A 14,938-nucleotide genomic window follows, 5' to 3' on the forward strand; every position below is an offset into this window, starting at 1 on the left:
TCCAGGACATCGGGCGACGAATCACAAGCCTGGAGGCCAGCAGAAGCGCGATCACCGCCGCCCAGAAGATCGGGGCGATCTCGTTGACCTTGATGGCCCACAGCCAATGCATCGCGGCAAGGGGGGCTGCAACATAGACCAGCTTGTGCAGGCGTCGCCACGCCTGCCCACCCATGCGCCGCAGCGACGTGTTGTTCGACGTCACGGCCAGCGCGATCAGGATCAGGAACGATCCCATTCCGAACAGCAGGTAGGGCCGCTTGAGGATGTCACGGGCCATCTGTCCCCACAGCAGTCCCATGTCCAGGACGACCCAGGCCAGCACATGGGGCAGCGCATAGGCGAAACAGATCACCCCGATCGCGCGGCGGAACCGCATCAACGACACGCCCGTCAGTCGCAGCAATGGCGTGACCGCCAGGCCGCCGATCAGGAAGTACAGCGCGGTCTGGCCAAGGCGGTGTTCGACCTCCTGCACGGGATCGACGCCCAGGCCGCCCGTGAAGATGTCCCACAGCAGCACGGCGAAGGGCACCGCCCCTGCCAGCCAGACCGCCCAGACCGGAATGCGCCGCAGCGCGTTGTTGATGCCGCGGATCATCAGTAGTTCACCGACAGATCCATCCCCGCGTAAAGTGAGGCGACCTGATCGCCGTATCCGTTAAACATCAGCGTCTCCTTGCGCCCGCCGAACAGCCCCGCGCCGATAACGCGTTCGGTCGCCTGGCTCCAGCGCGGGTGATCGACCTGCGGGTTCACGTTGGCATAGAATCCGTATTCGCTGGCCTGCAGCTGCTTCCAGGTGTTCACGGGCTCCTGCGCCAGCAGGTTGATGCGCACGATCGACTTGATCGACTTGAACCCGTATTTCCACGGCACCACCAGGCGGATCGGTGCGCCGTTCTGGTTGGGCATGGGCTGATCGTACAGACCCGTGGCCAGGATCGTCAGCGGGTGCATCGCCTCGTCCAGACGCAGACCCTCGCGATAGGGCCAGTCCAGGATGGCGCGTTGCTGGCCGATCATCTCCTCGGGGCGCACCAGCGTCTCGAACTCGACGAACTTGGCACTGGGCTGGACGCCGACCTTGGCCAGCACGGATGCCAGCGGCACGCCGATCCACGGAACGACCATCGACCACGCCTCGACGCAGCGCAGGCGATAGATGCGTTCCTCCAGCGCGTTGTCGGGGGCCAGATCTTCGACGCCATAGCTGCCGGGGCGGTCGACCAGGCCCGCCACCTCCACGGACCAGGGATCGGTGGTCAGTGCGCCCGCATTGCGCGCCGGATCCTCCTTGCCCGTCCCGAATTCGTAGAAGTTGTTGTAGTTGGTGATCTCCTCGAAGGTGTTCGGCGTCTGGTCGGTCGACAGCGGGGATGGGCGTGCATTGATCGTCTGCGCGCGGACCAGTCCGGGCAGGGCCACGGCGGCGACCCCTGCGGCCATGAATTTTCGACGGTCCAGAAAGATCCTGTGCGGCGTGACGTCAGACCAGTTCAGCTTCATCATGTCCTCCGATCGGGCTGCCCCAACGGGGCGGTACCCTTGCGTTATCGCATGATCCACGCAGGGGGTTGCGCAAATGATGCATCACGTTCGGTTGACTGTTCGCTGCAGGGCACCTGTTCGTTACCAGCGCGGCGCGATTTATTCGACGCGCTCGATCTCGGCCAGGAAGGCGTCGGCGAACCGCTCCATGCGCGGCGCGTCCAGGTGACGCGCCAGTCCATCGACGCCGGCGGGGCGGCTTTCCGCGATGCGCTTGATCTGGGCGGTCGAGCAGGACAGCGGCTTGTCGGTGCCGTCGGGGCCGCGCTGCAGGTCCAGCTGCACGGCCATCAGCCGGTCGAACAGCGCGCCTTCGGGACGCCCGGCCAGGGCGCGCCGTGCCGGGTGCATCTCGGGCTGCGCGCCCGCGATGACCTCCAGGAAGGCGCGGCCAAAGCTGTCCAGCTTCTTTGCCCCCACGCCGCCGACCCGCGCCATCTGGTCCAGGTCCTGCGGCCGCTTCTCGGCCATCTCGATCAGGGTGCGGTCGGGGAAGATGACATAGGCCGGCACGCGCGCCGCCTCGGCCAGGGCACGCCGCTTGGCCTTCAGCGCGGACAGAAGCGGCTCGTCCTCCTCCGATACCTGGGTACGCAGGACGTTGGCGGGCTTGGCGCCCTTGGTGGTGTCCTCGCGCAGCGTCACGCTCTCCTCGCCGCGCAGGATCGGATGCGCGGTCTCGGTCAGGTGCAGGGCGCCGTGGCGTTCCGGGTCGGGGCGGCACAGGTCCAGCCCCATCATCTGCCGGAAGATCGCCTGCCATTGCCCGCGCCCGTGTTCGCGCCCCACGCCGAAGGTCGGCAGCTGGTCATGGCCGCGCTCGCGGACCTTGTCCGTGGTGGTGCCGGTCAGGATGTCGATCAGGTGGCCGCTGCCGAACCACTCGCCGGTGCGCACCATCGCGGACAGCGCCTTGCGGACCGCCAGCGTGCCGTCGAACAGCTTGGGCGGGCTCTGGCACAGGTCGCAATTGCCGCAATCGCGGTCCATCTCCTCGCCGAAATAGGCCAGCAGGCGACGGCGGCGGCATCCTGTCGCCTCGGCCAGGCCCAGCAGGGCGTTCAGACGTGCATGATCGCCGGCCTTGCGGGCGCTGTCGCCCAGGCCCTCGTCGATCTGGGTGCGACGCAGGCGGATGTCGTCGGGACCGTAGAGGGTCAGCGTATCCGCCGGGTCGCCGTCGCGGCCCGCGCGCCCGATCTCCTGATAGTATCCTTCGATGGATTTCGGCAGGTCGGCGTGCAGCACCCACCGGATGTCGGGCTTGTCGATGCCCATGCCAAAGGCCACGGTCGCCACGACGATCAGCCCGTCCTCGGTCTGGAACCGCGCCTCGGCCTCGCGCCGGGCCTCGGCCTCCAGCCCCGCGTGATAGGCGATGGCCGGGTGCCCCGCCTCTCGCAGCGCCTGCGCCAGGCTTTCGGTCCGCGCGCGGGCGCCGCAATAGATGATGCCCGACTGTCCCCGGCGCGCGGCGGCATAGGCCAGGACCTGGGTGCGGGGGCTGTTCTTGGGCTGGAAGGCCAGCCGGATGTTCGGCCGGTCGAAGCCGCGCAGGAAGGTCACCGGGGCCTGTCCGTCGAACAGGCGGGTGACGATCTCGGCCCGCGTTTCCACGTCCGCAGTGGCGGTGAACGCCGCCAGCGGCACGTCCAGCGCGCGCTTCAGATCGCCGATGCGCAGATAGTCGGGGCGGAAGTCATGGCCCCACTGGCTGACGCAATGCGCCTCGTCCACCGCGATCGCCGTGACGCCCGCCCGGCGCAAGAGGTTCACCGTGCCCCCGGAGGCCAGCCGTTCGGGCGCCATGTACAGCACCTTCAGCCGCCCCTCGGAGATGGCCGAAAACACCGCGTCGGTCTCGGCCTCGGTGTTGCCGCTGGTCAGTGCGCCCGCCTCGACCCCCGCCTCGCGCAGCGCGCGCACCTGATCGCGCATCAGCGCGATCAGCGGAGAGATGACCACCGTCACGCCCTCGCGCATCAGCGCGGGCAGCTGGAAGCACAGCGACTTGCCGCCGCCCGTCGGCATGATCGCCAGCACGTCGCGGCCTGCGGCCACCGCCTCGACGATCTCTTGCTGTCCGGGGCGGAAACCGTCGAATCCCCAGACCTGGCGCAGCAGGTCCGTTGACATCACATGCCGTAGAAGAAGCCCGCGTTGTTCGCCAGGGCGCGCTGCGCGATGATGATGATGATGAAGACGACCAGCGGCGCCAGATCCAGCCCGCCGGTATTGGGCAGGATGTTCCGGATCGGGCGATAGATCGGCTCCAGCAGCCGGTTCAGGCCGTCCCAGATCTGCGCGACCAGAGGCTGGCGCAGGTTCAGCACCTGAAAGTTGATCAGCCAGGACATGATGATGTGCACGATCATGATGAACCACAGGACCTGCAGGATCAGTTGCAGGGCTTCGTACAGGGTTCCCATGGTCGTCTCCTTGGCTGCGCGCGCGTTCGGGCCCTGTATGGCCGCGCGTAAGGCGGGACGCAAGCGGGGCGCGACCGGATGCCGCCGCGTCCGGCTTGACGCCCGCGTGATCGCGGGCCACCCACGGGGCAGAACGAAAGGCCCGCCCCCAAAAGGCCTGCTGACGAAAGGCCCCTCCATGTATCCGCTGATCCGCTTTGCCAAGGAACTGGTCAAGTTCCGCAACGCCCCCGCCCTGGACCCCCTGGGCACGCATGTGTCCACGCACATGTGCTGGCCCTGGGACCTGGACCCCTGGTGGGAGCTGAACAACGGCCGCACCCTGACCCTGTTCGATCTGGGCCGCATCCCGCTGGCGCGGCGGACCGGGCTGGTGCCGGTGCTGCGGGCGAATGGCTGGGGCATCACGGTGGCGGGAAACTCGACCCGCTATCGTCGCCGTGTCCGGGCGTTCGAACGCTTCACCATGATCTCGCGCATGGTGGGCTGGGACGCGCGCTTCGTCTATATGGAGCAGTCCATGTGGAAGGGCACGGAATGCTGCAACCAGGTGATGATCCGCTCGGCCGTGACCTCGGCCCAGGGGATCGTCGCCCCCGCCCGCGTCATGGAGGCCTTGGGCCACGCCCCCGACAGTCCGCCCCTGCCCGACTGGATCGCGGCCTGGATCGCGGCGGATGCGACGCGGCCCTGGCCCCCCGTCATCCCGGATGAGGCGAAACTTCACTTGCCACTCTGACGGGCTCTGTTCCTTATGACGGAAAAGCCATGAGGGACGGACATGACGATCGATCGCAGGCGGGTCTGGGGCTGGTGGTTCTTTGACTGGGCCAGCCAGCCCTATCACACGCTGCTGCTGACCTTCGTCTTCTCGATCTACTTCGCCGAGGTCGCGCGCACGCATTTCATCGCCCAGGGGTTGGATGCCGCGCAGGCCGGGGCGCAGGCGCAGGCGCTTTGGGGATACGGGCTGGCCATCGCGGGCGCGGTCATCGCGCTGGCCGCCCCGGTCCTGGGCGCCATCGCGGACAGTTCGGGGCGGCGGATGCCCTGGGTCTGGGTGTTCTCGGCATTCTACGTGGTGGGCGCGGCGGGGCTGTGGACCCTGACCCCCGGCCAGCCGCCGCTGATCCAGGCCATCGTCTTGTTCGGCATCGGCCTGATCGGGGTCGAATTCGCCACCATCTTCACCAATGCCATGCTGCCCGCCCTGGCCCCGCGCGACGAGATCGGCCGTCTGTCCGGGTCGGGCTATGCCTTCGGCTATCTGGGCGGGGTGACGGCACTGGCCGTGATGCTGCTGCTGTTCGCCGAAACGCCCTCGGGGCGCACGCTGCTGGGCATCCCGCCCCTGTTCGGCCTGGACCCCGCGATGCGCGAAGGTACGCGGTTCGTCGGCCCCCTGACGGCGATCTGGTACGCGGTCTTCATGATCCCGTTCTTCCTGTGGGTCCGCGAACCGGGGCCGGGCGGGCCGGTGCAGGTGCGCCGCGCCCTGCGCGACCTGTGGACGCTGATCCGCAGCCTGCGGCATCGGCGCAGCCTGGCGGCCTGGCTGGCATCGTCGATGTTCTCGCGCGACGCGCTGAACGCGCTGTACGGGTTCGGGGGCGTCTATGCGGGGACGGTGCTGGGCTGGCCGGTGTTCCTGGCCGGCGTCTTCGGGGTGGTCAGCGCCATCTCGGCGGCGGTGATCAGCTGGCTGGGCGGGCGCGCGGACCGCGCCTTCGGCCCCCGCGCGGTGATCGTCGCCAGCATCCTGGCGCTGATGGCGGTCTGCATGCTGCTGGTGGGTATGGACCGGACATCCGTCCTGGGCATTGCCACGCCGGATGCGGTCCTGGGCACCCTGCGCCTGCCCGATCTGATCTTCTTTGCCTGCGGGGCGGTGATCGGGGGCGCGGGCGGCGCGCTGCAGGCGGCCAGCCGCACGATGATGGTGCGCCACACCACCCCCGACCGCGCAACCGAGGGTTTCGGCCTTTACGCGCTGTCGGGCAAGGCCACGGCGTTCCTGGCACCCTTCCTGATCGCGCTGACGACCGACCTGACCGGGAATCAGCGCATCGGGTTTCTTCCCCTGATCGTGATCTTTCTTGTCGCGCTGGTTCTGCTAGTGTGGGTGGACCCCGAAGGAGAGACGTCCCCGTGATCCGCAAGACCCTGACCGCCGCCGCCGTCCTGATGGGCCTGGCTTTGCCCGCATCGGCCCAATCCCTGGCCAAGGACGTCTTCGGCGCGTTCCGCACGGCGTCGGGCGGGCCGGCCGTGTCGATCGGCAACTATTCCCAAGGTTGCGCGCAGGGTCTGGTGCAGATGCCCGAAAGCGGACCCAGCTGGCAATCCATGCGCCTGTCGCGCAACCGCAACTGGGGCCACCCCGAGATGATCGGCTTTCTGCAGGGCCTGTCGCGGGCGGCGCAGCAGGCCGGGTGGCGGGGCCTCTATATCGGGGACATCAGCCAGCCGCGCGGCGGGCCGATGACCTCGGGCCATGCCAGCCACCAGCTGGGGCTGGATGCCGACATCTGGATGCTGCCGCCCCCGACCCTGGGCCTGTCCCCGCAGCAGCGCGAGAACCTGTCATCCGTGTCGGTCGTCGCGAATGGCGGCACGGCGCTGTCGGGCAACTGGACGGGCGGGCACATGTCGATCATGCGCGCCGCCGCGCGCGATCCCCGCGTCGAACGCATCTTCGTCGATCCCGTCGCCAAGGTCGCCATGTGCCAGATGGAGACGGGCAACCGCGACTGGCTGCGCAAGATCCGCCCCATCAACAACCACGACTTCCATTTCCACGTCCGCATGAACTGCCCTGCCGGGTCGATCTGCCAGACGCCGAACCCGATCCCGGCCGGCGACGGCTGCGCCGAGGCGCAGGAATGGATCAACATCCGCATCGACCCCAGCCGCGCCAAGCCCTCGACCCCGGACCCCAACTATCGCCACCCCCGCACCTATCGGATGAGCGACCTGCCAGCCCAATGTTCGACCGTCGCATCGGCGCCCTGACGCTGGCCCTTGCCGGGTCGATCCTTGCCACCGCGCCTGCCCGTGCAGGCGCGGTTCTTGATTATGTCGGCACCTATATCTGGACGATGGACCAATCGACCTTCGGCGGCTTCTCGGCGATCGACATCAGCCCGGACGGCACCGGGTTCCACGCCCTGACCGACCGGGCGCACCTGTACTGGGGCCGGATCGAACGCGATGCCCAGGGCCTGGTGCGCGGCATGTCCGTCGCCGGGCGCACGAACCTGAAGGACAGCAAGGGCCAGCCCCTGCCCCCCGGCTATACCGGCGACAGCGAAGGCATCGCGGTGGGCCCCGACGGCCGCATCCATGTCAGCTTCGAAGGGCTGGACCGGGTGGCGACCTATGATCACCCCGACGCACCCGCCACCACCCATCCCCGCCCGGACCGCCTGCCCGGCATGGGCGTGAACGTGGGGCTGGAGGCGCTGGCCATCGACGACGACGGCACCCTGTTCGCCGTCCCCGAGCGGTCGGGGACGGAAACCCAGCCCTTCACCATCCTGTCGTTCGACGGCGCCTGGACGGAATACGGCCAGATCCGCCGCGATCCGCGCTGGCGTGCGGTGGGGGCGGATTTCGGGCCCGACGGCTGGTTCTACCTGCTGGAGCGCGATTTCCGCGGCATCCTGGGCTTTGTCTCGCGCGTGCGGCGGATGCGGCTGGAGCCGGGGGTGATCCAGGACGACCAGATCCTGCTGGAGACGCGGCCCCTGCAATACGACAACCTGGAAGGCATCTCGGTCTGGGATGACGGCGTGGGCATGCGCATCACCATGATCTCGGACGACAACTTCCTGTTCGTCCAGCGGACCGAGATCGTCGAATACCGCCTGCGCGATACCGGCCTGCAGGCGCTGCGGAATTGACAAGACCGCCCGCGCGGGCGTAAGGCGCGCGCTGCTCCACCCGTCCGGGGGGCCGAGTTCTTCCGCAACCTTCGCAAAAACGGAAACCCACCGATGATCCGCTTTCTGCCCGGCATCCTTGCCATGGCCGCCATTGTCGTGGCCTCGAACGTCCTGGTTCAGTTCACGGTCGCCACCTGGCTGACCTGGGGGGCCTTCACCTATCCGCTGGCCTTCCTGGTCACGGACGTCATGAACCGCGTCCACGGCGCCGCCGCCGCGCGCCGCGTGGTGCTGGCAGGGTTCGTGACCGGGGTCGTCTGGTCGCTGATCGCCGCAGGGATGGATGCCACCACGCTGCGAATCGCCATCGCGTCGGGGGCGGCCTTCCTGGTGGCGCAGATGGTCGACGTGCAGGTCTTCGACACGCTGCGCGGCGGGCGCTGGTGGCGGGCGCCGCTGGTCTCGACCCTGCTGGGATCGGCGCTGGACACGGTGCTGTTCTTCGGAATCGCCTTTGCGGCCGTGCTGCCCGCGGACACCAACACGGGCTGGGCCAACGAGGCGGTTCCGCTGCTTGGCGCGGGACCGTTCAGCCCGCTGTGGGTTTCGCTGGCACTTGCCGACTGGATGGTCAAACTTGGTCTGGCGATACTGGCCCTTGTGCCGTTCCGCATCATCGTCCGCAATTTGTTGGGGCACAGGGCAGAAAGCTGATTGACAGAATTTCGATCTGTGTCAGCCTGTCCCTATACAGCAATCTTTTGAAAGGAGGTGGTCCAGTGTCTAGAGTGATAGTGGAGAGACGTTTCGGAACAGTCGGGGGGACCCCGGCCTGAGGGCAGCCCCAAAGGCCACCACCCCTGGTTGGGACCGGACCTGCGTCCGCCCCTAACCGGACCATCTCCTTGGATCTCGCGGGCCGCCTCTTGCTGGGCGGCCCGTTCCTTTTTGCGCACCCGTGTCCGGTTTGCGCCCTCGTATCCGGCCGTGCGGCGCGGCGCAACGAGAACGGGCGGCCCCGAAGGACCGCCCGCACCGATGTCGTCAGCCTTGCGTCAGGCGCGGACAGGCACCGCGGCCCGGTCGCGATTGGCGCGCATCGCGCCGACCACCACCGCGGCCCAGATCAGCGCCGCCAGCCACCACAGCCCGCCGCCGATCAGCGCCATCCCGATCAGGCCCGCCTGCACCACGTAATACGCCATGGTGATCAGCGTCTTGCGGATGATGTCGCCCTCGCGGTCGGTCAGGCCCACGACGGCGGACGCGGCCACCACGTTGTGCACGCAGACCATGTTGCCCGCAGCGCCGCCCACGGCCTGCAGCACCACCACGATGGTGATCCCCGCAAGATCCAGTCCGATGCCCTGCGCGGCCGAGAACTGGAACAGCGCGAACATCATGTTCGACACGGTGTTCGATCCCGCGATGAACGCGCCCAGCGCGCCCACGATCGGCGCGAACAGGGGCCAGCTGGCACCGGTCGCCGCGGCCATCCCCTCGGCTAGGGTGATCGGCATGGACGCCACGCCCTCCGAGCCCGAGTTGATGAACACCTGCACCATCGGCACCGCCAGCAGCAGCGCGGGCGCCGCGGCCAGCATCGTGCGGCCCGAGATCGCCCAGGCCCGGCCGTAATCGCTGCCCCGCATGCGGAACAGCGCGACCGAGATCAGGGATGCGATGATCATCACCGTCCCCGGCGAATATGCGAACTGCGCGGTCGCGTTGATGCCCGACCCGAACAGGTCGCGCAGCGCCAGCGTGGTGTCCGGCCCGGTCAGCCAGGCCTTCAGCGGCGCGATGGTCCGCGTCAGCACCAGCAGCGCCGCGACGATGACATAGGGCATCCATGCCGTCAGCAGGCCGATGCGGCGGTCATCGGGGCCCAGTTCGGCCTGGTCCGGTTCGATGTTGCCCTGCCAGCCTTCGTCCCATTGGGCGCGTGCCGGAAAGTCGAACCTGTCGGACGGCATGAACCAACCGGCCCGCGCGGCCGGCACCACGATCATCAGGCCGATCAGCCCGCCCAGCAGGGACGGGAATTCCGGTCCCAGGATGCGCGCGACCAGCAGATAGGGCATCGTGAAGGCCAGCCCGGCAAAGATCGCGAACTTCCACGCGCGAAAGCCCTTGGCAAAGCTGCGCTCGGTGCCGAAGAACCGCGTCAGCATCCCCACCATCAGCAGCGGGATCAGCACGCCCACCAGCGCATGGACCAGCGCGACCTGCGCGGCCACCACCGGCACGTATTCGGCCAGGGTCAGGGGCGCGATGGCGCTGGCGACCTCGGGGCTGTTGGACAGGCCGGTGTTGATGCCGACCAGCATCGGCGTGCCGACCGCGCCGAAGGACACCGGCGTCGACTGGATGATCAGCGTGACCATGACCGCGGCCATGGCCGGAAAGCCGATCGCCAGCAGCAGCGGCGCCGCCACGGCGGCCGGCGTGCCGAACCCGGACGCGCCCTCGATCATCGACCCGAACATCCATGCGATGATGATCGCCTGGATGCGCCGGTCGGGCGAGATGTCCATGAACCCGCGCCGGATCGTGCGGATCGCGCCCGATTCCTGCACCGTGTACAGCAGCAGGATCGCCCCGAACACGATGTAGAGCAGCGTCACCGCCGTCACCAGCCCGTTGACCGTGGCCCCCGCGACCCGCGCCAGCGGCGCCCCCCACAGGAACAGTGCCAGAAGCACCGTGACCACATAGGCGGTCATCATCGACAGCTTGGCCGACCGTCGCATGACGACCAGCAACACAAACACCACCGCGACGGGCAAGGCCGCGGCAATGAACATTATTCCCTGTGACACCCCAACTCCTCCTCGAATTGTCCGCATCATTCGGGACGGGTTCACGGCGGAAAGCAAGAAAAAACCGGTCTGGAAACCAGACCGGTTGCGCAAACGTCGCCGGGACGGTGCGTCAGTCGCGACGGATCGCGATGGCGATGCCCTGCCCGCCGCCGATGCACATGGTGATCAACGCGGTGCGACCGCCTGTCCGCTCCAGCTCGTGGATGGCCTTGACCATCAGGATCGCGCCTGTGGCGCCGACCGGATGGCCCAGGGCGATGGCGCCGCCATTGGGGTTCACGCGGGCCGTGTCCAGACCCAGGCCCTTGTTCACCGCCAGGGCCTGGGCGGCAAAGGCCTCATTCGATTCGATCACGTCGAAATCGCCGGCCTTCAGCCCGGTGCGGGCCATCAGCGCCTCGACCGCGGGGACCGGGCCGATGCCCATCACCTCGGGGCGCACGCCGGCCACGGCATAGCCCAGGATGCGCGCCCGCGGGGTCAGGCCCGCGCGTTCGGCGGCATCCGCCCGTGCCAAGACCAAGGCTGCGGCGCCGTCGTTGATGCCGCTGGCATTGCCCGCGGTCACGCTGCCGCCCTTCTGGAACACGGCCTTCAGGCCGGCCAGCTTTTCCAGGCTGGTGTCCTTGGGGTGCTCGTCCGTGTCGAAGGCCACCATGCCCTTGCGCGACTTGACCTCGACCGGGACGATCTGGTCCTTGAAATGGCCTGCCGCGATCGCCGCCGCGGCGCGGCGCTGCGATTCCATCGCGAATGCGTCCTGCTGTTCGCGGCTGATGTCATGTTCGGCGGCGACGTTCTCGGCGGTGACGCCCATATGTCCGGTGCCCATCGGGCAGGTCAGCGCGCCGGTCATCATGTCCAGCATGACCTGATCGCCCATCTTGGCGCCGAAGCGCGCCGAAGGCACGACATAGGGCGAGCGGCTCATGCTCTCGGCGCCGCCCGCGATGGCGAAATCGGCGTCGCCCAGCATCAGCGCCTGCGCCGCCGACACGATGGCCTGCGCGCCCGACCCGCACAGACGGTTCACGTTCATCGCGGGCGTGGTATGCGGGATGCCCGCCTCCAGCATGGCCACGCGGGACAGGTACATGTCGCGCGGCTCGGTGTTGATCACATGGCCGAAGACGACCTGACCGACCTGCTCGGGGGCCAGGCCCGCCCGCTCCAGCGCGGCACGGGTGACGGTCGCGGCCAGCTGGATCGGCGGGATGGCCGCCAAGCTGCCCCCGAAGGTGCCGATGGCGGTGCGGGCGCCGGACAGGATGACGATATCGGATGCGGACATGGCAGGGCCTCCTCTTGCCTTCGGCGCGCAGTCTAGGGCGCGTGCCGCCTGCCGCAACCCGTGCCGTCACGGCAAATTGCGCCCGGCCGGGCAAGGCGCTATGTTGCGCAGGAATAACGAGAGAGCCCCCATGACCCAGACCGCCCCCCGGCTGCGCATCAAGCTGCGCCTGGAATACGATTCGCCCCTGATCCTGGGTCCGGGCAAGGCCGAGCTGCTGGCCCGCATCGGGCGGCTCGGCTCGATCTCGGCCGCCGCGCGCGAGATGGGGATGAGCTACAAGCGCGCCTGGACCCTGGTCGAGGAGATGAACACCGCCTTTGCCGACCCCGTCATCGACAGCGCGCGCGGCGGGGCGGGGGGCGGCGGCGCGACCGTCACCCCCACCGGACAGCAGGTCCTGGCCCATTACCGGGCGCTGGAATCGCTGTTGCTGGATGCGGGGGCCGCGGATCTGATGGCGCTGAACGCCCTGCTGCGGCCCGAGGGATCGGGCTGATCCATCGGCCGATCCCTGCCCCGCTTCCGGCTTTGTGATTTCACAGGCGGGTGAATTTGCGTAGACTGTCCGCAAAACAAGAGAACGAGGGCAGGATGAACAGGCTACTGAAGCTGGCCATTGTCGGGCTGGTCGCCTCATGCGGGGGCGGCGGGAACTTCAGCGCGCCGCGGCAGCTGGACAATGCGTGCGCGATCACGTCGGAACGACCCGCCTATCTGCGCGCCATGCGCCAGACCGAACGCAAATGGGGCGTGCCGGTCCATGTTCAGATGGCGACCCTGTACCAGGAATCGAAATTCATCGGCGATGCGCGCACCCCGCATCAATACGCGCTTGGCGTCATTCCCATCGGCCGCCAAAGCAGCGCCTTCGGCTATTCCCAGGCCCTGGACGGCACCTGGGAGGAGTACCAGCGCGAGACCGGCAACCGTCGCGCCCGGCGCGACAGCATCCGCGACGCGACCGACTTCATGGGCTGGTACATGCATGGCAGCCAGCAGCGGCTTGGCCTGTCCAAGAACGACGCCGCGTCGCAGTACCTGGCCTATCACGAAGGCCGCAGCGGCTTTGCCCGCGGCAGCTATCGCCAGAAAAGCTGGCTGATGCGCGTGGCCGGATCCGTGGGCCAGCGGTCCGAGATGTACCGCCAGCAGCTGGTCGGCTGCCGCCGCGCTTGACGCGGCGCGGGGGCTGGGGCCTTCTGTCCGTCCAACGGCCAGGAGGATCCCCATGTACCGCGTCATCGGCACCGCCAAGTCCCGCGCCCTGCGCGTCCTGTGGATGCTGGAGGAGCTGGGACAGCCTTACGACCACATTCCCGCCAATCCGCGCAGCGACGGCGTGGCCCAGTTCAACCCGGCGGGCAAGGTTCCGGTCCTGATCGACGACGGTACGCCGATCACCGATTCGACCGCGATCCTGACCTATCTGGCCGATCGCCACGGCGATCTGACCCACCCGGCGGGCACCCTGGACCGGGCGCGTCAGGACAGCCTGACCCAGTTCCTGCTGGACGAATTCGACGCGGCATTGTGGCTGGCCGCGCGCCACAGCTTCATCCTGCCCGAGGAGATGCGCCTTGGCGCGATCAAGAACACCCTGCGGTGGGAATTCGAGGCCAGCCAGAAGACCCTGGTCCACCGCATGTCCGACGGACCCTATCTGATGGGAGAGCGGATAACCGTGCCAGACCTGATCCTGGCGCATTGCCTGGACTGGGCGCTGTCGGCGCGGTTCCCGATCGTCGAACACCGCCTGACCGAATACCTGGACCGCATCCGCCAGCGCCCCGCCTATCAGCGGGCCATGGCAAGCTAGAGCCTGCGGGCTGCGGCCTGCCCCGCGCGCAGCCCCGTGGCAAGGCAGGTGGTCAGCAGATAGCCGCCTGTCGGCGCCTCCCAATCCAGCATCTCTCCGGCGGCAAAGACGCCGGGCAGGGCGCGCAGTTCAAGCTCAGACGTCAGCGCCTCCGACCGGATCCCCCCGGCCGACGAGATCGCCCGGTCCAGCCCCATCGGGCCCGCATGGCAAAGCGGCAGCGCCTTGGCCCGCGCGGCCCAGCCCTCGACGCTGTCCGGCAGGGGGCGCCCCCATTCCAGCAGCAGGCCCACCCGCGCCGGATCGCCCAGGATGCGGCGCAACCAGTTGCCCAGGCTCAGCTTGCCACGCGGCTGCGCAAAGCGCCGCGCCAGGGACGCGTGGTCCAGATCCGGGGCCAGATCGACATGGGCCGCCTGCCCGTCGCGGATCGGGGCCGCGACGGCATAGACGCCCCCGCCCTCGATCCCGTCGGGGGTGATGACCCATTCGCCGCGGCTGACGCTGTCGCCTGCGCGGATCGCGACGCCCTTGACCGGCGCGCCGTGCAGCCGCGCCATTGCGGGCGACCAGTCGATGCGGAACCCCATGTTGGCCGGAAGAAACGGCGCGATGGCGACACCGGCCTCTGTCAGGATCGGCACCCAGGTCGCATCCGACCCCAGCCGCGGCCAGCTGGCCCCGCCCAGGGCCAGCACCGTCACGTCTGGCTGCAGCACCCGGCGACCGTCGGGCGTGTCGAAGGCGAAACAACCGCCCAGCCCGACCCATCGCCAGCGCGACCGCAGCTCGACCCCGCCCGCGCGCAGCCGCGCCAGCCAGGCCCGCAGCAGGGGCGAGGCCTTCATGCCCACCGGAAACACCCGCCCCGTCGATCCCGCGAACAGGGCGATGCCCAGGCCCTGGGCCCAGTCCCGCACCGCCTGCGGGCCGAACGCCCCCGCATCGGTCGCCAGATAATCGCGCCCGTCCGACGCGGCGATCTGGGCGCCAAAGGCCGCCAGCGGTTCGTCGCGGGTCAGGTTCAGGCCGGATTTCCCGGCCATCAGGAACTTGCGGGCGGGCGTGGGCATCGCGTCGACCACCACCACCTGACGGCCGGGCGCCATCAGCGCCTCGGCCGCCATCAGCCCGGCAGG

15 protein-coding genes (1 of these 15 running past the window's edge) are annotated in these 14,938 nt (G+C 68.7%); 8 read left to right on the plus strand and 7 right to left on the minus strand.

All coding sequences use genetic code 11. The features are described from left to right. The 4 genes from EOJ32_RS00975 to EOJ32_RS20305 form a co-directional block, all read right to left on the minus strand. On the minus strand, window positions 1-601 hold the 5' portion of the coding sequence (locus EOJ32_RS00975) for a sulfite oxidase heme-binding subunit YedZ (RefSeq protein WP_127897412.1). The gene continues 20 nt to the left of window position 1, outside the view; only the first 601 of its 621 coding nucleotides appear in the window; it begins with the start codon at window positions 599-601; its stop codon lies beyond the left edge, outside the window. After that, window positions 601-1,512: a protein-methionine-sulfoxide reductase catalytic subunit MsrP gene (gene msrP, locus EOJ32_RS00980; RefSeq protein WP_164871368.1), complete on the minus strand. Its 912-nt coding sequence runs from the start codon at window positions 1,510-1,512 to the stop codon at window positions 601-603. Before msrP ends, EOJ32_RS00975 begins: the two co-directional genes overlap by 1 nt. 138 nt (window positions 1,513-1,650) lie before the next feature. After that, window positions 1,651-3,687: a DNA helicase RecQ gene (gene recQ / locus EOJ32_RS00985; protein WP_139085960.1), complete on the minus strand. Its 2,037-nt coding sequence runs from the start codon at window positions 3,685-3,687 to the stop codon at window positions 1,651-1,653. Further along, window positions 3,687-3,980, minus strand: coding sequence for a YggT family protein (locus EOJ32_RS20305; protein ID WP_045983133.1), 294 nt, complete (start codon window positions 3,978-3,980; stop codon window positions 3,687-3,689). Before EOJ32_RS20305 ends, recQ begins: the two co-directional genes overlap by 1 nt. A 178-nt stretch (window positions 3,981-4,158) precedes the next feature. On the opposite strand from EOJ32_RS20305, the gene EOJ32_RS00990 reads away from it, so the two are divergent. From EOJ32_RS00990 to EOJ32_RS01010, 5 genes are all read left to right on the plus strand, one after another. Beyond that, window positions 4,159-4,719, plus strand: a complete 561-nt coding sequence (locus EOJ32_RS00990) for an acyl-CoA thioesterase (protein WP_127897414.1) — start codon at window positions 4,159-4,161, stop codon at window positions 4,717-4,719. A gap of 42 nt (window positions 4,720-4,761) precedes the next feature. Next, complete coding sequence (locus tag EOJ32_RS00995; RefSeq protein ID WP_127897415.1) at window positions 4,762-6,132, plus strand: MFS transporter; 1,371 nt, start codon at window positions 4,762-4,764, stop codon at window positions 6,130-6,132. Next, window positions 6,129-6,992, plus strand: a complete 864-nt coding sequence (gene mepA / locus EOJ32_RS01000) for a penicillin-insensitive murein endopeptidase (RefSeq protein ID WP_045983136.1) — start codon at window positions 6,129-6,131, stop codon at window positions 6,990-6,992. The genes EOJ32_RS00995 and mepA overlap by 4 nt, the downstream gene beginning before the upstream one ends. Next, window positions 6,965-7,882, plus strand: coding sequence for an esterase-like activity of phytase family protein (locus EOJ32_RS01005; RefSeq protein WP_240542467.1), 918 nt, complete (start codon window positions 6,965-6,967; stop codon window positions 7,880-7,882). The genes mepA and EOJ32_RS01005 overlap by 28 nt, the downstream gene beginning before the upstream one ends. A 93-nt stretch (window positions 7,883-7,975) precedes the next feature. After that, the gene (locus EOJ32_RS01010) at window positions 7,976-8,578 is read left to right on the plus strand and encodes a queuosine precursor transporter (RefSeq protein WP_046000380.1); all 603 of its coding nucleotides are present in this window, start codon (window positions 7,976-7,978) and stop codon (window positions 8,576-8,578) included. A 341-nt stretch (window positions 8,579-8,919) separates the two neighbouring features. Here EOJ32_RS01010 and EOJ32_RS01015 read toward each other — a convergent pair whose 3' ends face one another. Both EOJ32_RS01015 and EOJ32_RS01020 read right to left on the minus strand, forming a co-directional pair. Continuing rightward, window positions 8,920-10,686 carry an L-lactate permease gene (locus EOJ32_RS01015; protein ID WP_064503552.1) on the minus strand — a complete coding sequence of 589 codons (1,767 nt, stop codon included), beginning with the start codon at window positions 10,684-10,686 and terminating at the stop codon, window positions 8,920-8,922. Window positions 10,687-10,798: 112 nt separating this feature from the next. Beyond that, complete coding sequence (locus tag EOJ32_RS01020) at window positions 10,799-11,980, minus strand: acetyl-CoA C-acyltransferase family protein (RefSeq protein ID WP_127897416.1); 1,182 nt, start codon at window positions 11,978-11,980, stop codon at window positions 10,799-10,801. Between the two features lie 130 nt (window positions 11,981-12,110). Here EOJ32_RS01020 and EOJ32_RS01025 point away from each other — a divergent pair, with 130 nt between their 5' ends. The 3 genes from EOJ32_RS01025 (at window position 12,111) to EOJ32_RS01035 (ending at window position 13,799) form a co-directional block, all read left to right on the plus strand. Further along, window positions 12,111-12,479, plus strand: coding sequence for a winged helix-turn-helix domain-containing protein (locus EOJ32_RS01025; protein ID WP_127897417.1), 369 nt, complete (start codon window positions 12,111-12,113; stop codon window positions 12,477-12,479). A gap of 95 nt (window positions 12,480-12,574) precedes the next feature. Beyond that, window positions 12,575-13,159, plus strand: a complete 585-nt coding sequence (locus tag EOJ32_RS01030; RefSeq protein WP_045983142.1) for a lytic transglycosylase — start codon at window positions 12,575-12,577, stop codon at window positions 13,157-13,159. A 52-nt stretch (window positions 13,160-13,211) separates the two neighbouring features. Beyond that, a complete protein-coding gene (locus tag EOJ32_RS01035; RefSeq protein ID WP_127897418.1) occupies window positions 13,212-13,799 on the plus strand; it encodes a glutathione S-transferase family protein in 588 nt (195 codons plus the stop codon). Here the strand turns inward: EOJ32_RS01035 and EOJ32_RS01040 are convergent. Next, window positions 13,796-14,926 (minus strand): TIGR03862 family flavoprotein, encoded by a 1,131-nt coding sequence (locus tag EOJ32_RS01040; protein WP_240542531.1) that lies wholly within the window; start codon window positions 14,924-14,926, stop codon window positions 13,796-13,798. The genes EOJ32_RS01035 and EOJ32_RS01040 overlap by 4 nt on opposite strands. Between the last annotated feature and the right edge of the window lie 12 nt (window positions 14,927-14,938).

The organism is Paracoccus sp. Arc7-R13, from assembly GCF_004010775.1.
GTDB lineage: Bacteria > Pseudomonadota > Alphaproteobacteria > Rhodobacterales > Rhodobacteraceae > Paracoccus > Paracoccus marcusii.